At 65.8% G+C, this 25537-nt stretch carries 19 protein-coding genes; 11 read left to right on the top strand and 8 right to left on the bottom strand.

Annotation, left to right across the window (positions count from 1 at the left end; translation table 11 throughout):
- Positions 1-118 precede the first annotated feature (118 nt).
- Positions 119-1993, top strand: coding sequence for an ABC-F family ATP-binding cassette domain-containing protein (locus tag NTCA1_RS02900; RefSeq protein ID WP_159828064.1), 1875 nt, complete (start codon positions 119-121; stop codon positions 1991-1993).
- Positions 1990-2448 carry a GreA/GreB family elongation factor gene (locus NTCA1_RS02895; RefSeq protein ID WP_159828061.1) on the top strand — a complete coding sequence of 153 codons (459 nt, stop codon included), beginning with the start codon at positions 1990-1992 and terminating at the stop codon, positions 2446-2448. The genes NTCA1_RS02900 and NTCA1_RS02895 overlap by 4 nt, the downstream gene beginning before the upstream one ends.
- Positions 2449-2670: 222 nt before the next feature.
- Here the strand turns inward: NTCA1_RS02895 and NTCA1_RS02890 are convergent, their stop codons facing one another.
- On the bottom strand, positions 2671-4467 hold the full coding sequence (locus NTCA1_RS02890; protein ID WP_086493237.1) for a DEAD/DEAH box helicase: 1797 nt from the start codon (positions 4465-4467) through the stop codon (positions 2671-2673).
- 268 nt (positions 4468-4735) lie between these two features.
- On the opposite strand from NTCA1_RS02890, the gene NTCA1_RS02885 reads away from it, so the two are divergent.
- The 4 genes from NTCA1_RS02885 (at position 4736) to NTCA1_RS02870 (ending at position 8964) form a co-directional block, all read left to right on the top strand.
- The gene (locus NTCA1_RS02885; RefSeq protein WP_159828058.1) at positions 4736-5500 is read left to right on the top strand and encodes a DUF2334 domain-containing protein; all 765 of its coding nucleotides are present in this window, start codon (positions 4736-4738) and stop codon (positions 5498-5500) included.
- 145 nt (positions 5501-5645) lie between these two features.
- Positions 5646-6836 (top strand): glycosyltransferase, encoded by a 1191-nt coding sequence (locus tag NTCA1_RS02880; protein ID WP_159828055.1) that lies wholly within the window; start codon positions 5646-5648, stop codon positions 6834-6836.
- A 24-nt stretch (positions 6837-6860) separates the two neighbouring features.
- Positions 6861-7808 carry a hypothetical protein gene (locus NTCA1_RS02875; RefSeq protein WP_159828052.1) on the top strand — a complete coding sequence of 316 codons (948 nt, stop codon included), beginning with the start codon at positions 6861-6863 and terminating at the stop codon, positions 7806-7808.
- A 4-nt stretch (positions 7809-7812) separates the two neighbouring features.
- The gene (locus NTCA1_RS02870) at positions 7813-8964 is read left to right on the top strand and encodes a glycosyltransferase (RefSeq protein ID WP_159828049.1); all 1152 of its coding nucleotides are present in this window, start codon (positions 7813-7815) and stop codon (positions 8962-8964) included.
- A 1-nt stretch (position 8965) separates the two neighbouring features.
- Here the strand turns inward: NTCA1_RS02870 and NTCA1_RS02865 are convergent, their stop codons facing one another.
- The 6 genes from NTCA1_RS02865 to NTCA1_RS02840 form a co-directional block, all read right to left on the bottom strand.
- Complete coding sequence (locus NTCA1_RS02865; protein ID WP_374705156.1) at positions 8966-10381, bottom strand: efflux transporter outer membrane subunit; 1416 nt, start codon at positions 10379-10381, stop codon at positions 8966-8968.
- A complete protein-coding gene (locus NTCA1_RS02860; protein ID WP_159828046.1) occupies positions 10381-11328 on the bottom strand; it encodes an efflux RND transporter periplasmic adaptor subunit in 948 nt (315 codons plus the stop codon). Before NTCA1_RS02860 ends, NTCA1_RS02865 begins: the two co-directional genes overlap by 1 nt.
- Positions 11325-11540, bottom strand: coding sequence for a DUF1656 domain-containing protein (locus NTCA1_RS02855; RefSeq protein ID WP_086493231.1), 216 nt, complete (start codon positions 11538-11540; stop codon positions 11325-11327). Before NTCA1_RS02855 ends, NTCA1_RS02860 begins: the two co-directional genes overlap by 4 nt.
- Complete coding sequence (locus NTCA1_RS02850; protein ID WP_086493230.1) at positions 11537-13600, bottom strand: FUSC family protein; 2064 nt, start codon at positions 13598-13600, stop codon at positions 11537-11539. The genes NTCA1_RS02855 and NTCA1_RS02850 overlap by 4 nt, the downstream gene beginning before the upstream one ends.
- Entirely contained in the window at positions 13597-14049 is a 453-nt protein-coding gene (locus NTCA1_RS02845) for a MarR family winged helix-turn-helix transcriptional regulator (RefSeq protein WP_086493229.1), read from the bottom strand. Before NTCA1_RS02845 ends, NTCA1_RS02850 begins: the two co-directional genes overlap by 4 nt.
- A gap of 164 nt (positions 14050-14213) precedes the next feature.
- Positions 14214-16610, bottom strand: coding sequence for a TonB-dependent receptor domain-containing protein (locus NTCA1_RS02840; RefSeq protein WP_159828043.1), 2397 nt, complete (start codon positions 16608-16610; stop codon positions 14214-14216).
- Between the two features lie 200 nt (positions 16611-16810).
- On the opposite strand from NTCA1_RS02840, the gene NTCA1_RS02835 reads away from it, so the two are divergent.
- The 5 genes from NTCA1_RS02835 to NTCA1_RS02815 all read left to right on the top strand — a co-directional run bounded on the left by NTCA1_RS02835 (position 16811) and on the right by NTCA1_RS02815 (position 24028).
- The gene (locus NTCA1_RS02835) at positions 16811-18562 is read left to right on the top strand and encodes a gamma-glutamyltransferase family protein (RefSeq protein WP_159828040.1); all 1752 of its coding nucleotides are present in this window, start codon (positions 16811-16813) and stop codon (positions 18560-18562) included.
- A 92-nt stretch (positions 18563-18654) separates the two neighbouring features.
- Positions 18655-19965, top strand: a complete 1311-nt coding sequence (locus NTCA1_RS02830; RefSeq protein ID WP_159828037.1) for an amino acid permease — start codon at positions 18655-18657, stop codon at positions 19963-19965.
- A 13-nt stretch (positions 19966-19978) separates the two neighbouring features.
- Positions 19979-21145 (top strand): aromatic ring-hydroxylating dioxygenase subunit alpha, encoded by a 1167-nt coding sequence (locus NTCA1_RS02825; RefSeq protein ID WP_159828034.1) that lies wholly within the window; start codon positions 19979-19981, stop codon positions 21143-21145.
- Positions 21142-22758 (top strand): NAD(P)/FAD-dependent oxidoreductase, encoded by a 1617-nt coding sequence (locus NTCA1_RS02820; protein WP_159828031.1) that lies wholly within the window; start codon positions 21142-21144, stop codon positions 22756-22758. The genes NTCA1_RS02825 and NTCA1_RS02820 overlap by 4 nt, the downstream gene beginning before the upstream one ends.
- A 172-nt stretch (positions 22759-22930) precedes the next feature.
- On the top strand, positions 22931-24028 hold the full coding sequence (locus tag NTCA1_RS02815) for an acyltransferase (protein WP_167381915.1): 1098 nt from the start codon (positions 22931-22933) through the stop codon (positions 24026-24028).
- Positions 24029-24054: 26 nt separating this feature from the next.
- Here the strand turns inward: NTCA1_RS02815 and NTCA1_RS02810 are convergent, their stop codons facing one another.
- Positions 24055-25464 carry a M20/M25/M40 family metallo-hydrolase gene (locus NTCA1_RS02810; RefSeq protein WP_159828025.1) on the bottom strand — a complete coding sequence of 470 codons (1410 nt, stop codon included), beginning with the start codon at positions 25462-25464 and terminating at the stop codon, positions 24055-24057.
- Positions 25465-25537: the final 73 nt, after the last annotated feature.

Genomic DNA, 25537 nt, shown 5'->3' with positions numbered 1-25537 from the left:
GCGTTCACGGCTGCACACAGCGACCCGAAATGGGCGTGCCAGCGCAGCGGAACGTTGCGGAATCGCACGAAGTCGGAAGATGTTTCCAACCGCGCGAAAAATCCTCTAGGCGCTCCCCATGCTGACGATCCGCGACATTACCGTCCGCCTTGGCGGGCGAACCATACTCGACCAGGCTGCCGCAACGATTCCCAAGGACGGCAAGGTCGGCCTGATCGGCCGCAACGGTGCGGGCAAGTCCACCCTGGTAAAGGCCATCATCGGCCAGCTCGAACCGGACGGCGGCTCGGTGGAGATGCCGCGCCGTGCCCGGCTCGGTTATATCGCCCAGGAAGCCCCCACCGGCACGCGCACCGCGCTGGAAGCCGTGCTGGATGCCGATACCGAGCGCAAGGACCTGCTCGCCGAATCCGAAACCTGCGTCGATCCCGACCGCCTTGGCGACGTGCATGAGCGCCTGCTGGCCATCGATGCCTATACCGGCGAAGCGCGCGCGGCCCGTATCCTCGTCGGCCTCGGCTTCGACGAGGAGATGCAGAACCGCCCGCTCGACAGCTTCTCCGGCGGTTGGAAAATGCGCGTGGCACTCGCCGGCCTGCTGTTCTCGCAGCCCGACGTGCTCCTGCTCGACGAACCTTCGAACCACCTCGACCTCGAAGCCACGCTCTGGCTGGAGAATTTCCTTCAGTCCTATCCCAAGACGCTGATCGTCATCAGCCACGAGCGCGACCTGCTCAACAACGTGGTCGACCACATCCTTCACCTCCAGCAGGGCAAGCTGACGCTCTACCCCGGCACTTACGACAGCTTCGAGCGCATCCGCGCCGAGCGTGCCGCACAGGCCGCCGCCGCGCGTGCCAACCAGGACGCACAGCGCAAGAAGCTGGCCGATTACGTCGCCCGCAACTCCGCCCGCGCCTCCACCGCTAAGCAGGCGCAGTCGCGCGCCAAGATGCTGGCGAAGATGCAGCCGATCGCGGCCATGGCCGAGGATTCCTCGCTCAGCTTCGATTTCCCGAGCCCGGACGAACTGCGCCCGCCGCTGGTCACGCTCGATCTTGCCGCCGTCGGTTACGAGGCGGACAAGCCGATCCTGCGACGCCTGAACCTGCGCATCGATCCCGAGGACCGGATCGCCCTGCTCGGCCGCAACGGCAACGGCAAGACCACGCTGGCGCGCCTGCTGGCCCGCCAGCTCGAACCCATGGAAGGCTCGCTCAGCTTCTCCCCGAAGATCCGCATCGGCTACTTCACGCAGTACCAGGTCGAGGAACTGCCTTCCGATTCCACGCCGCTGGAACTGATGACCCGCGCCATGGAAGGCAAGCCGCCGGTCGCGGTGCGCGGCCAGCTTGGCCGCTTCGGCTTCTCAGGCGACCGGGCAACCTCGCAGATCTCCACGCTTTCAGGCGGTGAGCGCGCGCGTCTGGCGCTCGCTCTCGTCACGCGCGACGCGCCGCACATGCTGATCCTCGACGAACCGACCAACCACCTCGACGTCGATGCACGCGAGGCGCTGGTGCAGGCCCTCAACGACTTCAACGGGGCGGTGATTCTGGTCAGCCACGACCGCCATATGGTGGAGTTGGCCGCAGACCGACTGGTTCTCGTCGATCAGGGCACCGCGGCGAACTACGAAGGCTCGATGGAGGACTACATCGACTTCGTGCTCGGCCGGAACCAGCCCAAGGCCGCCGCGCAGGCCGAAGGAAAACCGGCCCGCAAGAACGGCGCCGTCGCGCGCGAGGAATTGAAGGCCTTGCGCAAGAAGGTCTCCGAGACCGAAACGCGCATGAAGCGCATTCAGCAGCAGCTGGAGACGCTGGACGCGGTGCTGGCCGATCCGGCCTCGGCCAAGGGCGACCTGGCCAAGCTGGGCATCGGCGAGATCGGCAAGCGCCGCACGCAGGCCGCCGAGGAGTTGGAGCTGGCGGAAGCCGGCTGGTTCGAGGCGAGCGAGGCCATGGACGAGTATATGGGCGGCGGCGCGTGAGCGTCGCCTTCCGGCGCGACGGCGACGAGGAGCATCTCGAACCCAAGTTCGAAGTGCCGATCCCGCCAGGGCCGAACCTCGTCACCGCGAAGGGCCGCGCCTTGATCGACAACCGCATCGCGGCACTGGAGGCTGAAATCCCAGCCCTCGACGATGAGACTGCGCGCAATGCCGCCAAGCGCGACTTGCGCTACTGGCGCAAACGTCTGGCTACGGCGGAAGTGCAGCCTGCCCCTTCCGGCGACAGGGCGATGTTTGGGCACCGGGTTCGCTTCGTCCTGAACGGCAAGGAGCGCGAAGTCCATATCGTCGGCTATGACGAGGCCGATCCGGCCAAGGGCGCCCTCGCCTTTACCGCGCCGCTGGCCCGCGCGCTGCTCGGGGCCGAACTCGGCGATTTCGTCGATTTCAATGGGCAGGAAGAGGTTATCGAGGTGCTTGAACTGCGTGTTTGAGGCCTGAAGGTCAGCGACCTCACCTTTAATTTGTCATTGCGAGCGCAGCAAAGCAATCCAGAGCCGCGTAACCCGCCTTGGATTGCTTCGCTCGCGATGACGAACCGTATGGTCATATAAGACCCCGCGATCTTAGGCAGCAGCGGCGTTCTGCCGGCAGCGAACAAAGAAAAAGGCGGGGAACTCAGCCCCGCCTTCTCCTAAGCATCTACCGCGAAGAGCTTACCAGTTGCCCTTCTTCGGCTTCTTGTGGAACGGCTTGCCGCCGCCGCTGCGCTCGGGGCGGGCACCGCCGGTCGGGCGCGGCTGGTAGCGCTGGCCTTCGTAGCCACCACGGCCACCTTCCTCACGGCCGCCATGCGGCTTGCGGCCACGCCCCTGCGGGCCTTCGCGGCGACGCTCGCGGGCGACTTCGCGCGGCGTGTCCTGCGCCTGCTCGATGCGGATGGTGTTTTCCACGTCGCCGCTGTCGTCATGCGCGGTACGCTCGACGGAGCGCATGAACTGGTCGGCCTGCGCACGCGGGATCTGGAAGTAGGTCTGGTTCGCCATGATGCGGATCTGGCCGACCGCATTGCGGGTGACATGACCACGGCGGCACAGCAGCGGCAGGATCCAGCGCGGATCGGCATGCTGCTGACGGCCCACGTCCATGGTGAACCACACGACGTCGTCGAAGCCCGGACGCTGGCGCGCCTCGCGGGCCTCGGGGCTGTTGCCGATGAGTTCCTCCGGCTGCGGCATCGCGGCGCGGTGGGCGCGGACCAGCGCTGCGGCGAGATCCTCGGCGCTCACCTTTTCCAGGATTTCACGCGCGATTTCGCGATCTTCCTCGTCGGCCTCGACCGGAGCAAGCAGCTTTTCCATCAGGCGGCCACGGTCGGCTGCGCGGATGACATCGGGGGTCGGTGCGGCGATCCAATCGGCCTCGATCCGCGCACCGCGCAGCATGCCTTCCACGCGGCGACGGCGCGGGAACGGCACGATGAGCACGGCGGTGCCCTTCTTGCCGGCGCGGCCGGTACGGCCCGAACGGTGCTGGAGCGTCTCGGCATCGCGCGGGATTTCCACGTGGATGACGAGCGTGAGCGAGGGAAGATCGATGCCGCGCGCGGCCACGTCGGTGGCGACGCAGACGCGGGCGCGCTTGTCGCGCAGCGCCTGAAGCGCATTGTTGCGCTCGTTCTGCGAATGCTCGCCCGAAAGCGCCACGGCGGAGAAGCCGCGCTCGGTCAGGGTCGAGTGGAGGTGCTTCACGTTGTCGCGCGTGGCGCAGAACAGGATCGCGGTTTCCGCATCGTGCAGACGCAGCAGGTTGACAACGGCGTTCTCGACGTCGGCGGGCGCCACGGTGACGGCTTGATAGGTGATGTCGCCATGGCCGCGATTCTCGCTCACGGTCGAGATCCGCAGCGCGTCGGTCTGATAACGACGGGCCAGCGCCTCGATCGGGCGCGGCATGGTGGCCGAGAACAGCAGCGTGCGGCGGGTTTCGGGGCTGGCGTCGAGCAGTTCTTCCAGATCCTCGCGGAAGCCCATGTCGAGCATTTCGTCGGCTTCGTCGAGCACGACCACGCGCAGGGAGGAGAGGTCGAGCTTGCCGCGTTCCAGGTGGTCGCGCAGGCGGCCGGGGGTGCCGACGACGATCGTCGCACCGCGCTCGAGCGCCTTGCGTTCACGCACGGGGTCCATGCCGCCGACGCACGTGACGATGCGCGCGCCGGTGGAGGCGTAGAGCCATTCGAGTTCGCGGCTCACCTGCTGCGCCAGTTCGCGAGTCGGCGCGATCGCCAACGCCAGCGGCGCCTCGGCATAAGGGATCGAACCGTCCGCCAGAAGTTCGTCGGCCATGGCGATGCCGAAGGCGACGGTCTTGCCCGAACCGGTCTGCGCGGAAACCACCAGGTCGCGCCCGCGCGCCTCGGCTTCGGCGACGGCGGCCTGGACCGGGGTCAGATTCTCATAGCCATGCGCGGTCAGCGCGGTGGCGAGAGGCGGGGGGAGCTGGGAAAATGTCATGCGTTTCGAATCTGTCCTGTGCCGCCGGCGCGGTCTGTATGGGTGAGCCTGGTGAGGAGTGTGCGACCCAACGGGCCCTGGTTGAGGCGCTCCATAGACAAAAAAGTCGGGTTTGGCGCGCACCAATTTCACAAAAGGCAACAATGCCCTTGCGCGCCAGGCGAATTTTCGGTCGCGAGTGGGCAAATTCCCCCGTCGTCACCCGGTTTTCACGAAGCGGAACTACGCCGCACCAACAAGGTGCCCGGCCAGGCGCCGGGAGCCGCAAATGCCCGAGATTTCGCCGCAAAAACGCCTGCTTGCCTCCATACACGACGTCGGACCGGGCACGCAGGCCGCTGTCCTGCAATTGTCGGAACGGCTGGAGCGGCATCTCGGCGGGCCGCGCTTTGCCATGCTCGTGGTGCCGAACCATTGGGGATTGCATCCCCTGTCCGAAAACAGGGCGTTCCAGGCGCGGCTCCGGGAATGGTCGGATGTCGGGATCGAAATGTTCGTCCATGGCTGGTTTCACAAGGACGGGGCCGTTCATCAGGGGGCGGCCCGGTTCAAGGCCCGCCATATGACGGCCGGAGAAGGCGAATTCCTGGGACTGGACGAAGCCTCGGCGCTTGCCCGCATGCGTGACGGCAAGGCGCTGGTGGAAGACGTTATCGGCCGCCCTGCATCCGGTTTCATTGCACCGGCCTGGCTTTATGGCGCAGGTGCCCGGTCGGCCCTGCGCCGGGCCGGATTGCCCATCGCCGAGGATCACTGGCGGGTCTGGGATAGCGCGAGCGAAAGGATTCTTGCGCGGGGACCGGTAATCACATGGGCGAGCCGGTCGCCTACGCGCACTGCCTCGTCGCTGGCCTTTGCCGCCCTCGCCCGGCGCATCCTGCCGCACATGCCGACCGTCCGGGTCGCGGTTCACCCCGGCGATGTGACGAAGGCCTCACTGCTGGCGAGTATCGAGGCCACCCTCAAGCGGTTTGCCGCGACGCATACTCCGTCGAGGTACCTGGATTTATGCGATTCCATGGCAGCACGGTGACGCTTCCGCAGCAGTTTTACGTCTCGCCCGCGACACCTCCCATGACCGTCACGGACCCGACATCTGCCCCTCATAGGAGCCCTTCTCGCCAGTGAAAGTCTGACGGCCCTTATCACGGCGCACGTCAGCCACGCGAAAGGGTCGTATGCAGGACAAGCTCAGGATCGTGGTACCGATCCACAGCCTCGACCCGGGCGGCGTCGAGCGTGTCGCCCTTGGCCTTGCTGCGCAATGGGTGAACAGCGGGCATGAGGTGACGGTCGTGCTCGGCCGATCCGGCAGCAGCCAGCTCGCCAGCGCCCCGGCCCTGGACTACTGGCAGTTACCGTCCCGCATTCCCACCGCCGCGTGGGAGACGCCCTGGATGGTCCATTGCCTTTACAGCTATCTCATCGAGCATCGCAGCGATGTCCTGTTCCTACCCGGAAACACATATGCCGTGGTGGGCGCAGTGATGAAGCTGCTGCTGGGCGATCATGCGCCGCCCATGGCCCTGAAGGTCAGCAATGCCCTCCATCGTCCCGACATGCCGGCGGCGATCCGACAGGGCTACGGGTTTTGGCTTCGCGCACAGGGCCAACTGTTCGAACGCCTGATCGGCCTGTCGGAACCGATGAGCCGCGAAATCCGCGAAGCCACCAAGGCCGAACCGGGTCGCGTCGAAGTCATCGCCAATCCCGTTCTTCCCCGCACGCGCCTGCGTCTGCTAGGCAGGCGCGAAACCCGCTCGCGCTCCGTCTGGGGTACGCGCTACCTGACCGCCGGGCGGCTCGTCTCCCAGAAGAACCACGCCATGCTGCTGCGTGCTTTCGCCAAGGCCGCGCGCCCCTCCGACACGCTGACGATCGCCGGGGAAGGTCCGCAGCGCGATGCCATCATGCGTTTGGCCGGAGAACTTGGCATCGCCGCCAGCCTGCGCCTTGTCGGTCACGTTGCGAGCATCGACCCGCTGATGGCCGAAGCCGACGTCTTCGTCCTCAGCTCCGACTACGAAGGCCTCCCCGGCGTCGTGGTCGAGGCTCTGGCCGCAGGCCTGCCGGTGCTTTCGACGGATTGCTGCGTCAGCATGGAATGTCTGGTGGAGGAAGGGCGCACCGGCATGCTGGTGCCCCGAGGCAATGAACGGGCATTTGCCGAGGGCCTGACGCGCATCCGCGATTTCACCGGCGATTCCCAGCGCGCCCGCATGATCGCTTCGCGCTACGAGATCGAGGGCGCGGCTGACCGCTATCTCGACATGATGATCCGGCTCCGTCGCGAACGCGAACAGGTTCGGCGCCGCAAGCTGGGGCTAAGCGCCCTTGCACCCCACTCGCCCTGGCAACGGTCGCTCTGACCGGAAATTCCTGCGGAGAACTTCGTGACAGAAACCGCTGCCGTTCTGGCGCCCGATGCCCCGGCCATCCAGTTGACCCCGCAGGACCGCAACCCGCGTTTCGGGCGCAATGCCCTGTTTTCCGTTGCCCTGTCACTGGCGGTGATCGCTGCCGTGTTCCACGAGCTGGGCGGCCTCGACGTGCGCCATCTTTCGGCCATGGTGCCGAGCAGCGGCGCCTTCTGGACGGTTTTCGCGGCGAGCTATCTGGTCACGCCCGCCAGCGAATGGCTGATTTTCCACCGCCTCTGGAGCATTCCGCGATCGGGGATGATCGCGCTGCTGCGCAAGAAGGTCTATAACGAACTGCTGCTGGGCTATCTTGGCGAGGCCTATTTCTACACCTGGGCCCGCCGCCGCGTCTCGCTGGACGCTGCACCTTTCGGAGCGGTGAAGGACGTCGCGATCCTCTCGGCCATGACCGGCAACGCGGTCACCCTGGCCTTGCTTGCGGTAATGATCCCCGTGGTCGGCACGACAAGCCTCGGCCTGGACACTGGAATGATCACCCTGTCGCTGGGCGTCATGGTGCTGGTGTCCGCAATCGCCATGATCCTGCGCCGCCGGGTCTTTACCCTGCCCCGCGCCGATCTGGTCATGATCGCCCGGGTCCATCTGGGCCGGATCGTGCTGACCACCCTGTTCAACGCCGTACTCTGGCATCTCGTGCTACCCGAGGTGCAGCTATCCTGGTGGCTGTTCCTCGCGACCCTGCGTCTGCTGGTGTCGCGCCTGCCGCTGGTGCCGAACAAGGACCTGCTTTTCGCCGGTGTCGCCGTCCTGGCGCTGGGTCATCAGCGGGACATCGGCGCACTGATGACGCTGATGGCGGGCCTGATCCTTGCCGCGCATCTGCTGCTAGGCGGCATTCTGGCGATCAGGGATCTTGCCGCGCCGGAACACCCGCCCCACCCAATCTTCCAGGGATCCTGAACCCATGAAAATCGTCGATGTCTGCGCTTTCTATTCCCCGCAAGGCGGCGGCGTGCGCACTTATGTGGAACAGAAGCTGCGGATCGGCCCGGCGCTGGGCCACGAGATCGTCATCCTCGCGCCCGGAAGCGAGGACAGCGTCACGCAGCGCGGGCCGAATGCCAGGATCGTCACGATCAAAAGCCCCCGCTTCCCGCTCGACCGCAAGTACGGCTATTTCGCGGAGGCCGATCGCCTCTACGCCGCGCTCGATGCCGAAGCGCCGGACTTCGTCGAGGCGACATCCCCCTGGCGCAGCGCCGGACTGGTCGCGGATTGGCCGGGCGCGGCGCCGCGCAGCCTGATCATGCATGCCGATCCCTTGTCCGCCTACGCCTATCGCTGGCTCGGCAATATCTTCTCGCAGCAGACGATCGACCGGCAATTCTCCGTTTTCTGGGAACACTTGCGCCGCCACAGCCGCAAGTTCGACCATGTCGTCTCCGCCAACAGCGACTTGTCGCGGCGACTGGACGAGGGCGGCGTCGCGCATACCGTCACGATCCCGATGGGGGTCGAGGACGGGTGCTTTTCGCCCCGCCACCGCGACCCGGCATTGCGGGCACGGCTGCTGGCGGACTGCGGGCTACCGGAAAGCGCGGCGCTGTTGCTGGGGGTCGGCCGCCTTGCACCGGAGAAGCGCTGGCCGCTGGTGATCGATGCCGTCAACATTGCCGGCCGGAAGACCCCGATCGGCCTCGTCATGCTGGGCGAAGGGCGTGAGCAGCGCGCGATCCTGCGACACATCGCCGGAAATCCGCACGTCCGCCTGTTCGCTCCTGAGCGCAACCGCGCCGCTTTCGCAAGGATCATGGCCAGCGCCGATGCCCTGGTCCACGGCTGCGAGGCCGAGACTTTCTGCATGACCGCCGCCGAAGCGCGCGCCAGCGGCACGCCCGTGGTGGTTCCCGACGCGGGCGGTGCGGCGGATCACGCAGCACATGGTGCGGGCAGGACTTATGCCGCTGCCGACTGCAACGCTGCGGCGGCGGCCATTCTGGAGGTTGTGCGGGAACGCCCTCGCCCGCTCGCGAAAGCCCGCACGATGGAGGCGCACTTCCGCGAGCTTTTCGGCCTCTACACCGCCTCGGCCGAGAGGCGGCGTATGGCGGCCTGACTTATTCGGACTTCTGCCAGCCTCCGCCCAGCGCCAGGAACACCGCGATCTGGTCGTCCACCAGCGCCGCTTCTGCGGCGGCGTGGTTGACCTGGGCCGTCGCCAGCGCGCCCTGCGCGCTCAGGAGATTGAGGAAGTCGCTGCGCCCGAAGCGGAACAGTTTGCCTGCCTGCTGCGCCGAGAGGCCTGCGCTGTCGCTGGCGCGGCCGAGCGCGGCGGCGCGGTCGGTATCGCGCGCGTAAGTTTCCAGCGCGGTTTCGGTGCCCCGCAGTGCGTCGAGCACGGTCTGGTCGAAGCGGGCGAGATCGGCCTCCACCTGGGCATTGGCCGCATCGATGCGGGCGCGCACGATGGGGCGGTTGGGGAAGGACCAGCTCAGCAAGGGCCCAAGGCTGAAGCCGAAGCTATGCGACTTGCCGATGTTCTCCAGCTTGCCGGAATTGATGATCCCGCCGCCGATGCTGACCGTGGGGTACAGGTCGGCCGTGGCGACGCCGATGCGCGCGGTATCGCCCGCAATGGTCCGCTCCGCCTGCCGGATGTCGGGACGGCGGCGGATCAGCGCCGCGCCGTCGCCGATCGGCATCGGCTGAGAGAGACGCGGCAGCGCGGCGCAGCTCTCGACTTCCCTGGGATAGTCGGCGGGCGCCTTTCCGAGCAGGGTCGCGAGCAGATAGAGCGCCGATTGCCGCTTGGCATAGAATGCCGGCAGGCTGGCCTGGCTGCTCTCGACGGCGGTACGCGCCCGGCTGACATCGAAAGCCGTGCCGCGTCCTCCGCGCTGCAGGCGCCCGGTCGCGTCGAGCGTCTGCTGCTGAAGCGTTATGACCTTCTGGACGGTCGCGATCTGGAAGTTCGCCGCGCAGACGTCGGCATAGGCCTTGGTGGTTGCCGCCGCCACGCTGATGCGCACGGCATCGCGCGCTGCCGCCACAGCCTCGCGGTCGGCCAGGCTGCTTTCGATCGCACGCTTGATCTTGCCGTTGAGATCCAGCGGATAGGACAGTGTCAGGCCGAGATCGTATGTCAGTACGCCGGGCAGGTTGGTCCCCGCCGAAACCGGCGAATAGTCACGCTCAAGATCGGCATCTGCGCCGATCGTGGTGTTCAGTGCCTTCTGCCCTGCCGTTTCGCGCAGCACCGCATCGGCCTTGCGCAGGTTCGCGTCCGCAGCGCGAATGTTCGCATTGGCCGCCAGCGCCTGTTCGACCAGCCCGTCGAGCTGCGGATCCTCGTAAAGGCTCCACCAGCGATCGGGCAGTTCCGCCTGCGAGAATTCAGGCCCCTGCCCGGAAACGAAAGCGCCATTGGCGGCAGGCGTGGTCGCGGCGGAATTTTCGGGCGGCGCATAGTCCGGCCCGGCAGTGGCGCAACCGGCCAGCAGCGCGATGGCCAGAAGGGAAGCTGCGTTGCGGATCACGGCTGCTGCTCCGTGGCGACGGCTGCGGGGGCCGCCACTGGCGCGGCTGACGGCTTCGCGCCCTTGCGGTTCGACTGATCGGGCTGTTCGATGGTGACGGTCGCGGTGCGGCCGGAGATCAGGCTGACGTCCTTGGGCACTTCGGTCAGGCGCACGCGCACGGGAATGCGCTGGGCGAGACGGACCCAGGTGAAGGTTGCGTCCACGCTCGGCAGCAGGTTGCGGGAATCGCTGCGGGTGGTGTCGTTGATACCCGCGGCGATGCTCTCCACCACGCCCTTGAGCGGACGGTCCTCACCCATGAGCACCACGGTGACGGGCGAGCCGACATGGATGTTGGCGAGCTTGGTTTCCTCGAAATAGCCCTCGACGCGGATGGAATCGCTGTCGATCAGCGCCATCGCCTGATTGCCCGGCGCCACGTAGTCACCCGGGTGCAGGTCGAGATTGGTAACGGTGCCGTTGACCGAGGCGTGAACATTGGTCCGCGCGAGGTCGAGCTTCGCCTTGTCGAGTGCGCTCAGTGCCTGATCGAGCGCCGCGCGCGCCGTGGCAACGGCAGCCACGTTCTGCTCGTGCGTTTCGGTCGCCACGAGATCGCCCAGCGCCAGGTCGCGCTTGGCCTCGCGCTGCGCCTGGCCCAGCCGGGCCTGCGCGCTTGCGACGGCGGCCTGGGCCTGCTCCACCGCCAGCGAATAGCGGGGACGGTCGATCACGAAGAGCAGGTCGCCCGCCTTCACCACTTGGTTGTCCTTCACTTCGACCGAAGTGACCAGGCCGCCGATATCCGGCGTTACCCGCACGACATCGGCGCGAACGCGACCGTCGCGGGTCCAGGGGCTGTCCTCGTAATGGCGCCAGAGCCAGATCGCGATCACGGCGGCTAGGATGACGAGCAGCGTGGTGGCAAGGCTCGGGGCGAGGCGGGCAAGAAAGCGCTTCATTGGCGGAAACCGATCAAGGGAGAGGCCCAGACGAGAAGCCCGAGCACGAGGATGTAGAGACACAGGTCGACCATCGCCCGGTAGGCGAAGAGCCGGTAGAAACCGATGAGGTTGGCAATGCGCATCAGCGCCAGGGTGATGACCGAGGCGATGATCGCCAGAACCAGCAGCGTGGGCAGGAACACCCCGTCGATGGAGACTTCCCCTCTCATGCCGGCACCTCTGCCGGATGGGCGATCCGTGCAGGCGTGGCGGCCGGGAAAAGGTTGCGGCGCAGGCTGACCAGCCCCAGCGCCCCCGCACGGCTGAGCTGCGGGTCTTCGTCGTTCAGGACGGCGGTCATGGCAATGTCGATATCCTCAAGCAGGATGGGGTCTGCGGGTGCGGGCCGATCGGGATCGAGGCCTCTGTAGTATTCGCCTACCTTGCGGAGCACTTCGGTCAGCGGGCCGCGCTTGGACTGCGGCATGGCGAGGCGCAGTTCGCGCAGTTCGCCGATCGCCACGCCGGTGCGCAAGTCGCGCAGGGCGTCGTAGAGCGGCGCGCCGGGCGAGCGCCCCGCCATGGCAAGGCGCGGCGCCAGAAGGGCGATGCGGTCCAGCATGCGGTTGATCCAGGCGCGCACGTCGGGTGGGCTCATCATGTTGGCCCGCTCGGCGATGTCGGCCCAACCGGCACGGACCGTCCGGCGGATCGCCGAATGCGTACCGGTGGAGTTGAGCAACCGGATCACCACGATCGCGAAGAGAATGCCCACGAGCTGGGCGAATGCACCGTTCACGAAGCTGGCGAAGCCGCCGACGTAGCGATCGGAGACGAGCACCGGCGATCCCAGTCCGAGCAGCATGGGCAAGGCGATGCCGCTCCAGCGGGGAGACTGCATCAGCGCGCCCAGCATGAGCAACATGGGGGCCATGGCCGCAGCATATTGGCCGAAGCCGTCGAGGCGCGGCATGATCACGAAACCGTAGAGCAGGCCGATCAGCGTCGCGATCAGCGTCCCCGCGAAGAAGGCGCGCAAGGGGGCTAGCGGGTCGGGCGCGGCGGCGAAGAGTGCCGTGAAGACACCGGCCAGCATGATGGCCGTGGCACCCTCGTGCCAGCCGCTGCCGATCCACAGCGCACAGCCGATGGCGATGGTGAGAAAGGCACCGATGGCCCCGCGCGTCGCGCCGCCGACGTCGACATGAAGTTCGCGGCCGCGTCGCCCCTCGACGAGTTCAGCGGCCCGCGCGCTGATCGGGCGGGTGCTGGTGGTGCCCAGCTGCTCGGCCAGGATGCGGCAGTCGCGGTGCGCGCCGATCAGCGCGGCCAGCCGCGACAGCAGACTGAGCAGGATCAGCTCGTTCCAGGATGCGTCAGCACCGACCCGGGGTTCGAGTGCGCGGCTGCGCTGCTGCAAGGTGGCCGCGGCCTCTTCCCGCTCCAGCAGTGTCATGGCGTTCAGCCGCTCGAACCAGCCTTGCGCATCGGAAAGCAGTTGCCGAACCTCTTCCGGCACCGCGTCCAGCGCGTGGAGCTGCGCGATCCGGTCGGTCACGGCAGCGCCCAGCGGCATGATTAGCGAAAGCTGGTCCTGCAAGGCGCGCACCGTGCGGATACGCGGCGCGATACGGGTGCTTTCGTAAGGAAGGTGGATCGAGAGCTGGTGCAGTTCGGTCACGTCGAGCGCAAGGCGCTGGCGTTCCTTGTCGATCGCGGCAACTGTTTCAAGTTCCAGCGAGTCGCGAGACCACCGCTCTGCATCCGCCAGGATGTTGGAAACCCGTTGCAGCATGAAGGCCGAAACCGACTGCGGCAGCACGAGCGCGTGGACGAAGCTACCACAGAGGATGCCGATCGTGATTTCCTGCACGCGCAGCGAGGCGACGGTGAAGATCGTGTCCGGCACGTCCACCGTCGGCAGCACGATCAGCACGGCCGTATAGCCCGCGAGCACGAAGGCATAGGAACGCGGCGTGCGGTCCAGCAGGGAAACGAAGACGCAGAGGGCCAGCCACGCGCCGATACCGATGACCAGCAGTTCAGGCTTCTGGACCAGGTTCGGCACCATGATCACCGCCATGCCCGCGCCGACGAACGTGCCGACGACGCGGAACATCGCCTTGGAGACCACGGCCCCCGCCAGCGGCTGCGCCACGATATAGGAGGTGAGGAAGGCCCAGTAGGGACGCTCCAGCCCGATCGAGAGCGCAATATAGATGGCCAGCATCGAGGCCAGGTAGGCCTTCACGGAGAACAGCGCGGCGTCCAGTCCGAAACGCTTCGTCATTGCCGGGCGGCGCTTTCCGCAATGCGTGCGGCGATGCGATCAAGCACCCGCACGACAGTCTCGACATCTTCCGTTGGAATGCCATCGAGCAGGCTTGCACGCAACTCGATCAATCGCTTGTCGATGCGTCTGGCCGCTGCGGCGCCCTCCTCGGTCAGCCGAAGGTTCTTCGCGCGGCGGTCGTTATCGTCGGCCACGCGTTCGACGAGGCCCGCATCTTCCAGCAGATGCAGCGTGCGCACCAGCGACGGCTCGGTGACGTTGATGGCGCGTGCAAGGTCGCCCTGCCGCACCTCGTCCCCGAGGCGCAGCAGATGCACCAGCGCCCACCCCGAGGAGTTCGATACCCCCAGCGAGGACAATGCCGAATCGGCCAGTTGCTGCCATGAACGCGAAACCGGCCCCAACCTTGCGGCCAGAGCCTTCTCGCTCGATTGTCGTTCCTGCATGGGCAGGTAATTAGCGCGCTAACTATTCCGCGCAAGATGGCCTGACGTGGATATTATCGCATCTCCGTTGCACTTATTGCAATGCAACATGGGGCGAGCCACCGGAATGCAAAAGGGAAGCGGTCCAGAAAACCGCTTCCCTTCGCACGCGCAATTCGCAGGTCTCAGAAGTCTGCCGTCATCGTGAAGACCATGGTGCGCGGGGCGCCGAGGAAACCGTAGCCACCCGAAATGCCGCCGATGTACCGTTCGTCGGTCAGGTTGGTCACGTTCAGCGTGAACTCCATGGTCTTCAGCCAGTCGCTCAAAGCCTCGCCCTTTACGCCCACCGTAAGGTCGGTGAGGAAGTAGTTCTCGGCCTGCCAGGCGTTGGAAGCATTGACGTAGCGGTCTCCGGTGTACTTCCCGGTTACGCCCAGCCGAACCGGTCCGTACTGGTAGTTCGCGGCCAAGACCCACATGTTCTTGGGAATTCCGGTCACGCGGTTTCCGGCAAGGATGCCCTGCTCCGCATCCAGGCCGGGATTGCCGGTGCCGCGATAGGTCGCATCGATGTAAGTGTAGGCGCCATAGAGGTGCAGGCCATCGACCGGCGTCAGGCTGGCGAGAAGTTCGAAGCCTTCGGAATCGATGCCGCCTGCGTTGAAGAACTTGCCGTCACCCTCGCCCAGATAGTCGTTACCCGCCTGGGTCGAATTCGGCACGAAGATCACCTGATTGGAGAACTTGCTCTTGAACCAGGTGGCCGAAGCCTGGATCAGCGGCGTGCTGTAGCGCAGGCCCGCTTCCCAGTTCTCGGCGGTCTCGGGCTTGATGCTGCTGAAATCGGCGTCGTTGTATTCCAGCAGGGTATCGGAAAGCGCCTTGAAGTTCTCCGAGTAACCGCCGAACACGTTGAGGCCGTCAAGCGGCTCGATCTGCAGCCCGCCCGAAAGCAGGACCTTGGATTTCGAGGAGATCCGGGCGTTGTCGGTCTCTCCGAACAGGTCGATACGGTCGATGTGGTTGATGAACTGCTTCACGCCGAAATTGGCCGTGACGGGTCCGAACTCGACCTGGTCCTGTACGTACCACTTGAAGGTGTCCTGCGGATACTTGCGGTCATACTGGATCCAGTACGGCGTCGAATCGAAGGCCGGTCCCACCGCCGTATCGGAAACGTTGTGCCAGTCGCGCCATTCGCGGCGATGGGTGTCCTCGTACCAGAGGCCGCCGCGCAGGGTGTTCGCGAAGGCGCCGAGATCCATTCTCCACGCGGCATTGGCGGTCCCGCCGAGCCGGTCCTTGCGGTAATGGGTGTGGCGATAGGACTGCGCGCCGATAGCGCCCGCCGCGTAGCAGGAAGGATCGTAGTTGGGATCGGTGGTGCCGCCGTAAGGGTAAGGCAGCGATCCCGTGCAACCCGCGCGCGGGCTGAGCGACACGCCGTTGGCATCGACGAAATAGATGCTGCCGAGCGCCGAACCGCCGCGCACGGTGCCGCTGCCGGAAACCTCGCTCTGCGGATTGCCCGCACCGTCATTGGTCACGTCCACGACGTACTGCGGCACCCAGTCGCCGCGTCCGGCCATATCGTGGTAGTAGACCGCCGCATCGAGATCGACCGTATCGGCAATCGTCGTCTCGCCCTTGAGATAGGCGAAGAAGTTCTCGCGGTGCGTCGCCCAGGCGGGGCGATAGGCCTGGTCCTGATAGGGAATGCCGGTCCACTCCCCCACGAGGCCGTCGGCATTCGGATTGGCCGCGAACTGGGCCGCCGAGTAGATCTGGTCGTAGTTGTTCTCGTGCGTCTTGTCCCAATCGACATAGCCCGTGATCTTTACCGGGGTGTCGACGATGAACTTGGCCGCCACATTGTCGCGCCAGTTGTCCGCCGAACCGTCGATCCAGTCGGTGGCCTGCTGGTGCGAATAGGAGATCCAGGCACGCGTAGTGCCGTTCAGGATCGTGCCGGTATCGAAACGGCCGTAATAGCGAGCGGCATCGAAATCGCCGACCGAACCGGAGAAACGCAGGCGCCGTTCCGCCAGCGGATCCGATGTGACGAAGTTGATCGTGCCGCCCAGCGCCTCGTTCGAAAGCGAGCCGATGTCGGCAGTGCCCTGGAACACTTCGACGGTGCCGATATTCATCGTATCGACGAAGCGATTGGCCTTGGCGCCGCCGCCATAGCCCGAACCGCCGTTCGGCAGACCGTCGATGGTGAGCCCCACCTGCTGCGTATCGAGGTTGGTCTGGTAGCCGCGTACGGAGATCGTCGCGGACCAGTCGTCGAAACCGAAGGCATCGCCTTCGTTCACCTGCACGCCCGGCAGCGTATCCACCAGATCGAGCGCGGAAACCATGGGCGGTTGCTGGGTGATGAGATCCTCGGTCAGCGCGGCATTGTTATAGGTCGTGCGCTGGCCGGTGACGACGATGGCCTCGCCCTCGACTTCGCCGGAAGAAGCGTCGGCCGCTGAATCTGCCGATACTTCTTCCGCATAGGCGGGTGCAGCGAGCGCAAGCGCTGCCATGCTGGTGCCGACGAGGTAGAAATTCCGAATGGTCGCTGCTCGCATCGTGGTTCCCCTGAAGACCTTGTGCGGCGCAGCATGTGACTGAGAAATCTGACTTCTCGTTGTCAGTTCGGGGGCGGTTCCATGTCGCCATCAAGACCGTGCCGTGACAGTGTCTCTCCCAAGGCGAAGAAACCCTCACGGGGTGGCGCGAGACGGGCGACGGCGCTAAGCCCCTGCAAATGCCTATCCTATCCCGGAGAATGTCCTTGCGCCGACCGATCTTCGCCCTCGGCCTGTCGGCCCTTGCGCTTGCTGCGGCAGTGCCCTCGCTCGCTCAGCCCACGGCGCTTGCTGAAAAGACCGCAACCGCGAAGCCTGTCGATCCGGCACGGTCCCAGCAATCGGCAACTGCCCGCCATGCCATGGTCGCGGCGGCCAATCCGCTGGCGGTGAAGGCCGGGGTGGACGTTCTCAAGGCGGGCGGTTCGGCCATGGATGCCGCAGTCGCCATCCAGGCCGTTCTGGGCCTGGTTGAGCCGCAGAGTTCCGGGCTCGGCGGCGGCGCCTTCATGGTCTATTACGATGCCAGGACGCGGCAGGCCACCGCCTATGACGGGCGCGAAGTGGCCCCGGCCGGTGCCTCCGACCATCTCTTCCTCGACGAGAACGGGAAACGCCTGCCTTTTGCCGAGGCCGTGCTGGGCGGGATCTCGACCGGCGTGCCCGGTGCGATCGCCATGCTCGACATGGCGCAGCGGGAGCATGGCAAACTGCCCTGGGCCGGTCTCTTCGACGAAGCGCACAGGCTTGCGCAAGACGGCTTCATCGTCAGCCCGCGCCTCGCCGGCATGATCGCAAGCAAGGCCCCGCAGGCCGCTGCGCCCGATGCCAAGCGCTACTTCACCAAGGCCGACGGCACGCCTTATGTCGCGGGCGACCGACTGCAAAACGCGGACTATGCGCGGTCGCTCGAACGGATCGCGCAATATGGCGCATCCGGCCTCCTGACCGGCCCCCTTGCCCAGCAGATCGTCGACCGCGTGCATGAAGGCCCCCGCCCCAGCACGCTCTCGCTGGCGGACATGGCGAACTATCGCCCGCACTCCGCGCCTGCGCTCTGCAAGCCCTATCGCATCTATCTGGTCTGCACGCCGCAGGCCCCTTCCGGCGGTCCCGGCCTGCAGATCGCGCTCGGCGTGCTCGAACATACCGACATCGGCAAGCGCAATGCTTCCGACGAGAAGGCCTGGTTCGAATTCGCGCAGGCCAGCCGCCTCGCCTATGCCGATCGCGATCGCTACGTAGGCGATCCGGCCTTCGTGAAAGTGCCCGTGGAGGGCCTGCTCGATCCCGAATACCTGAAGGGCCGCGCCGCCGAGATCGGCGAAAAGGCCGGACCGATAACCTTCGGCATGCCCAAGGGAGCCCCCGAAGTCGGCCCGGATGCCACGCATGAGCCGGGCGGCACCAGCCACATCGTCATCATCGATGCCGAGGGCAATGTCGTGTCGATGACCACCACCGTCGAGAGCATTTTCGGCTCAGGCCGCATGGTCGGCGGCTTCTTCCTGAACAACCAGCTCACCGACTTTTCGTTCAGCCCCACGGACGATGATGGTGCCAAGGCCGCCAATGCCCCGGCCCCCGGCAAGCGCCCGCGTTCGAGCATGGCGCCCGCCATCGTGCTGACGCCGCAGCGCAAATTCGTGGCGGCCGCCGGTTCACCGGGCGGCTCGGCGATCCAGGCCTACAACCTCAAGGTGCTGGTCGCCCTGCTCGATTGGAAGATGACGCCGCAAGACGCCGTTTCGCTCCCCAATCTCGTGGCCAAGGGCAGTACCTATAGCGCCGACAAATTCCCCCAGCCGATCATGGAGGGCCTTGCAGCCCGCGGCATGCCGCTTTCGACATCGCGGGGCGAGGAATCCGGTCTTCAGGCGATCATCGCGACGTCGAAGGGCTATGTCGGCGGCGCCGATCCCCGCCGCGAGGGCGTCGCGCGCGGGTTCTGACGCCGGTTCGGCTTTCCTCGCGTTGAAAATGGCATAGAGTTCCCTTAGGGGCCGCCCCCTTTCAAGCGCTGCCTTTCAGACGGGGAAACGACATGCCGGGCGATCACGACGTAAAGACCGAGGCTGCGGGCATCCGCTCGACCACGGGAAGCCTCGGCCTTACGGCGGCGATCGCGCTGGTCATGGGCAACATGATCGGGTCGGGCGTGTTCCTGCTGCCCGCCAGCCTGGCGCCGTTCGGCTGGAACGGCGTGATCGGCTGGTTCGCCACCATCACCGGCGCCCTGGTGCTCGCCTACGTCCTCAGCCGCCTGACCCGCGCCCGCCCCGCAGCGGGCGGTCCCGCCGGGTTCGTGACCGACGCCTTCGGAAAGACGGCCGGCTTCTTCATCAGCTGGATCTACCTCGTCTCGCTCTGGACGTCGGTGGTTACCATCGCCGTGGCTGCCGTTTCCTATCTGTCCAGCATGGTGCCGTTCCTGGGGCGCGGAGAGCATGTTCCTGCCCTCGCCGCCATAGCCCTGCTCTGGCTGATGACCCTCATCAACTTGCGCGGCACCCGGGCTGCGGGTCAATTCCAGATCGTCACGCTGGCGCTCAAGGTCATCCCGCTGCTGGTGGTGATCGTGCTGGCCGTCTACGTCCTGTCGAACGGCAAGGCCCAGCTTCCGACCTTCGACTCCTCGCTTGTCCACACAGGCGCCATCAACGGCGCTGCAACCCTGACGCTCTGGGCGCTGCTCGGCTTCGAATCCGCCAGCGTAGCGGCCGCGCGGGTGCGCAATCCCGAGATCAACGTCGCGCGCGCCACGCTTTGGGGCACGGCGCTGACCGGCGTGCTCTATCTCATGGTCTGCTCGGCCATCGCCCTGCTGCTGCCGAGCGACGTCGCCGCGCATTCGGCCGCACCTTTCGCCACCTTCGTCGCCCGCTTCCTCGACGGAGACGTCGCCACCCTCGTCGCCCTGTTCGCGGTCATAAGCTGTATCGGCGCGCTCAACGGCTGGACCCTGCTCCAGGCCGAGATGATGCGCGACATGGCCGCGCGCAGCCTGCTGCCTCACTGGTTCGCCGAAACCGATGCGCGCGGAACGGCCCGGCGCGCCCTGCTGATCTCCGCCGTCGTCGCCAGCTTCTTCGCGGCGATGAACGCCAGCCGGACGATGCAGGCGCTGTTCGAGTACCTGCTGCTGCTCTCGACTTCGGCAACGCTCTGGCTTTACCTTGCCTGCGCTCTGGCGGCACTGAAGCTCGGCGTCGCCCGCATCCCGGCACTGATCGGCGCGCTCTATGCGCTCTGGACCCTGTGGGGAGCCGGGATCGGCGCCAGCGGACTGAGCTTCGTGCTGATGGTGCTGGGTCTGCCGATCTGGCTCTGGCTGAAGCGCAACGAACTCGACTGAACGGTCATCGCCCATGGCAACGCAGCTCTGGAATTCCGCCGCTCCCGATCCGCTCGACGGCTGGAGCCTGCCCGCCTGGACTTACGCCGATCCCGAATTCCTGGCGGTGGAGAAGGAGCGCATCTTCGCTCCAAGCTGGCAGGTCGTCTGCCATGAAAGCGACGTGCCGAACGTAGGGGACTGGCACACGCTGGAATATATCGGCGAAAGCGTGATCGTCTTGCGCGGCAGTGACCGGCAACTGCGCGCCTTCACCAATGTCTGCCGCCATCGCGGCTCGCGCGTGGTCGATGGCGCGAGCGGCTGCGCGAAGAGGCTGGTCTGCCCCTATCACGCCTGGACCTACGACCTCGACGGCCGCCTCATCGGCGTGCCCGACAGCCAGAGCTATCCCGGTTTCGACAGGGCCAGCCACGGCCTTGCCCCGGTGGACATCGAAGTCTGGCGCGGCTTCATCTTCGTGCGCCTCGTCGACGACAGCGGCCCCTCGATCGCGCAGATGATGGCCCCTTACGAGGAAATGGTCGCGCCCTATCGTTTCGAGGACCTGAAAGCCCTCGGCCGCGTCACCATGCGCCCGCGCGCAGTGAACTGGAAGAACGTGGGCGACAACTATTCGGACGGGCTGCACATCCCCGTTGCCCACCCCGGCCTTACCCGCCTGTTCGGCCGCAGCTACGGCGTGGAGGCGGAACGCCATGTCGACCGGATGTGGGGCGATCTGATGGATGCGCCCTCATCCAACTGGTCCGAACGCATGTACCAGCGCCTGCTGCCGCCGGTGCCGCATCTGCCCGGGGATCGCCAGCGCCACTGGCTCTATTTCAAGCTCTGGCCCGGCGTCGCCTTCGACATCTACCCGGATCAGGTCGATTTCATGCAGTGGCTACCCACGGGCCCTGAAAGCTGCATGATCCGCGAGATCAGCTATGTTCTCCCCGATGACCGCCGGGAGATGCGCGCCGCGCGCTACCTCAACTGGCGCATCAACCGGCAGGTCAATGCCGAGGACACCGCACTCATCACCCGCGTGCAGGCAGGCATGGCCTCGCGCACGTTCTCGGTCGGGCCGCTGTCCGACAAGGAAGTCTGCCTGCGCCGCTTTTGCAAGCGTATTCGCGAACTGATCCCGGAAGCCCGCCAGAGCGAGCGGCCCGCATCCGGCTGGAGCCAGAAATGACCCGGACTTACGATGCCGTCATCATCGGCGGCGGCCACAACGGCCTCGTCTGCGCGTTCTACCTTGCTCGCGCAGGGCTGAAGGTGCGCATTCTGGAGCGCCGCGACGTGGTCGGCGGCGCAGCGGTGACCGAGGAATTCCACCCCGGCTTCCGCAACTCGGTGGCCAGCTACACGGTCAGCCTGCTCCAGCCCAAGGTCATCGCCGACATGCGGCTGGCGGACCATGGCTACCGCGTGATCGAGCGACCGATCTCCAACCTGCTGCCGCAGGAAGACGGCGGCTATCTCAAGCTGGGCGGCGGGCTGGAACGTACACAGGCGGAGTTCCGCCGCTTCTCAAAACACGATGCAGACGTGCTGCCCGCCTATTACGACTCGCTGGAAGTCGTGGCCGAAGTGCTGCGCGATCTCGCTCTCAAGTCACCGCCCAACGCCGGTGACGGCTGGCGCGGGTTGATCGACGCGGCACGTCAGGGGCGCAAGCTGGCGGGCCTCTCCATCGAAGCGCAGCGCGATGTGCTGGATCTCTTCACCAAGTCCGCACGCGGACTGCTGGACGGCTGGTTCGAGAGCGAAGCGGTGAAAGCCGCTTTCGGCTTCGACGCCGTGGTCGGCAACTACGCCTCTCCCGATACTCCGGGCAGCGCCTACGTCCTGCTGCACCACGTCTTCGGCGAAGTGAACGGCAAGAAGGGCGCCTGGGGCCACTCGGTGGGCGGCATGGGCAATATCACCCGCATCATGGGCGAAGTCTGCCGCAGGCTGGGCGTGGAAATCAGCCTCGAAAGCCCGGTGGAACAGGTCCTTGTCGATGGCGACAAGGTTGCCGGGGTGCGGCTTGAAAGCGGCGAGGAAATTGCCGCCACCCGCGTGATCGCCAATGTCGGGCCCAAGCTGCTCTACGGCAAGATGATCGCCCAGAGCGAACTCAAACCTGATTTCCAGCGCCGCATGAAAAGCTTTAAGGCGGGCAGCGGCACCTTCCGCATGAACGTGGCGCTTTCCGAATTGCCGAAGTTCACTTGCCTGCCCGAGCCGGGTGAGCATCACCAGTCCGGCATCATCATCGCGCCGACGCTGGACTACATGGACCGCGCTTTCCTCGACGCGAAGACGCACGGCTGGTCGAAGAAGCCGATCGTGGAGATGCTGATCCCCTCCACCGTGGACGACAGCCTTGCGCCCGAAGGCCAGCATGTCGCCAGCCTGTTCTGTCAGCAGTTTGCGCCGGAACTGCCAGACGGCCGCGATTGGGATGCCGAGGAAGACAAGGCGGCGGACACCGTGATCGATACGGTGGAGGAATACGCGCCGGGCTTCCGCGCTTCGATCCTCGGTCGGCAGGTGCTCAGTCCCAAGGGCCTTGAGCGCAAGTTCGGCCTTGTCGGCGGAGACATCATGCACGGCAACCTGACGCTCGACCAGATGTGGTCGGCGCGGCCGGTGCTGGGCCATGGCGCCTATCGCGGGCCGATCAAGGGGCTCTACATTTGCGGCTCCGGCACCCACCCCGGCGGCGGCGTGACCGGCGCTCCCGGCCATAATTGTGCGCACGAGATCATCGCCGACAACAAGCGCTGGGGTAACCGTCACGCCCGTTTCATTTCGTAGACTTGGCCAATCGCGCCTCCGCTTCGCCCTTTTTAAGGCTCATCCTGTCGAATAGAACCAGAACTATTCATGTCCCGTTGGTTTGGAGCCATGGAAGAAATCCCTCGTACTCTGGCCATTGCGCCAAAGAACGATGGAATTTGGGCGGGTTGCCAAAAAACGGGAAGATGGTTTGCCTGAAACACTCAATATCGATGCGCGCCGCAGGTCCGATGCCATTTCGGTCGCGCGCGTCATCTGCATCCTTGGGGTCGTCTATGTCCATGCCTGGACCGGGCTGACCGGATACGACCTCCAGCTTGCGCACGGCACCCCGCAGGAAAACCTGCGCTGGGTGCTGATGGACGTGTTCGGACGCAGCGCCGTACCGCTTCTCGGGCTGATTTCCGGCTGGCTGGTCGCGGGATCGAGCCGCACCTTCGACTGGGCAAGCCATGTCGGGCGCAAGGCCAAGACGATCCTGCTGCCGATGGTGCTGTGGAACGCGCTGGCGATCCTGCTCGTGTCGGGCGCTGCCGTGGCCACCCGCCTCGCCGCACCGACGCCGCAATCGCTCGACTGGATCTTCCAGGAAGTGTTCATCGCCAGCCGCAACCCGGACATCAACGTCCAGATGCCGTTCCTGCGCGATCTGTTTCTCTGCATGCTGCTGGCGCCGCTGCTCGTGCGCTGCGGCAAGCGCACCCTGATCGCCGTCGCGCTGGTTGCCGCGGTCTGCCAGATCGCGGGCTATGGACCGCCGATCTTCATGCGGGCCTCGATCCCGTTCTTCTTCACGCTCGGCATCATCGCCCGGCGCGAAAACCTGTCCGACCGTATCGCAGACTGGCCGATAGCCCTGGCACTTGCCCCGTTTGCGGTGCTGACGGCCGTGCAGCTCTACTTTACGCTGGTGGTGGACGCGTCTCCTGTCAGCCTTCCCGCCGCCACGCTGGACCTTTCCGTGCGCATCTCGGCAGCGCTGGCCTACTGGCGCATTTCCTGGGGTATCGCCGGAACCGCCGCAAGACGCCCGTTGCTGAAGATCGAGCCCTTCGCGTTCTTTCTGTTCTGCTCACACCTCATCCTGATCTGGCTGGGCGGGCCGCTGCTCGGCAGGCTGTTCGGTACGCTCGGTTCGCCGCTCTATCCGGTCTACCTGGTGGCACAGCCGCTGATCGTGCTCCTGGCCGTGGTCCTGCTGGCGACCCTGCTCAGCCGGGCCGCGCCGGGACCCGCACGGATCCTCAGCGGCGGACGATTGAAGGGACGGAAGCTGGCGGCCGCCTGAGCGCCGCCAGCTTCCACCTCAGGACCTCACTTCCCGGCGAGGTCCTTGTAGAGGCTGAGGTAATAGGTGATCCCCGGCCGCACGTTGAGCAGCGGCAGCCGCTCGTTGAGGCCGTGGGCGAACTCGTCGGAGTCCTTCATCATCGAGGCACTGGCACTGTAGCTGGGCACGCCAAGCGCGCGATACCACATCGAATCCGAAGCACCCGAAGCCTGCGAGGGAATGATCGGGATCGGTCCCCAGGCCGCCGTCACCGCCTTGCGCGTCGCCGCCACGAAATCGGGCCGCATCGGCGAGGCGGGCGACATCGTCGAGGCATCGCCGGTCACGTCGGAGAACTTCGCGGCAGGCATCTGCGCCACTTTCTCCAGTTCCGCCATGATTTCCTCGCGGGTGTGGCCGGGGAAGATGCGGCAGTTGATGTTGGCCGTGGCGCGCTGCGGCAGGGCATTCTGGGCGTGACCGCCGGAGAGCATCGTCGGAACACAGGTCGTGCCGGTGCGGCCGACCATCGAAGGGTTGGCGCGCAGTACCTTGAGCGCCGCCTCGTCGTTCGGATTGGCCGCGAATGCGCGCATGGCACCGGCCAGCGTGGCATTGGGCTCCAGCTTGGCAGCCTCTACCCAATAGGCGCGGGTGATGTCGTTGAGTTCGGGCTTGAAGTGGTAATGTCCGATCCGTTCCAGAACCTCGGAAAGCTGGACGATCGCGTTCTCGGTGCGCGGGGCGGAGCTATGGCCGCCGGGGTTGGTCACGTCGATCTGGTAATCGACATAAGTCTTTTCGGCACCGCCCCAGGACCAGAACGCGGGCTTGCCGGTCTTTTCCGACAGGGTCCCGGACGATCCGTCGACATTGAGCACGAGTTCGGCGTCCTTCAGCCGCTCGGCGATCAGCTTAGAGGTGGCCATCGAGGTCTCCTCATCACCGGAATAAGCGATGACGAGCGTGCGCTTGGGCTTGAAACCCTGCTTGCGCAGTTCGATCATCGCTTCCATCGCCAGCACTGCCTCGAACTTGGTGTCGCTGGCACCGCGTCCGTAAAGGTAGCCGTTCTCCACTACCGGAGTGAAAGGATCGCGCTCCCAGTCGGCCGCCTTGGCTTCCACCACGTCCATGTGCGCGGAAATCACCAGCGGTTTCAGAGAGGGATCGCTGCCCTGCCAGGTGGCGATCAGATAGGCCGTATCCTTGTGGGGAACGATCTCGATGTCCTTGGCGTCCCAGCCGTTCGCGAGCAGTTCCTTGGCGAAGAGTTCGGCAACCTGCTGCGTCTGGTTGCCCTCACCCTCGACCGAGCGCAAGGCGATGGCCTGCTTGGAGATTTCGAGGACTTGCTTTTCGGCCTGAGGATAGGCCTTGGGTGCTGCCTGGGCGCCGGTGGAAACGGCAAGAATGGCCCCGAGCGTGAAGACGGTGGATGCGATGACCCGCATGGTTATTATGGCCCCCGAAATGCTGTGAAAAGTAATGCTATGTAAAGTTCGGCCGGAACCGATGGAGAATCGG

Origin of the sequence: Novosphingobium sp. TCA1 (genome assembly GCF_009811895.1) — a bacterium.
Taxonomy (GTDB): Bacteria; Pseudomonadota; Alphaproteobacteria; order Sphingomonadales; family Sphingomonadaceae; genus Novosphingobium; species Novosphingobium panipatense_A.
This window is presented reverse-complemented; position numbering and strand designations above follow the sequence as displayed.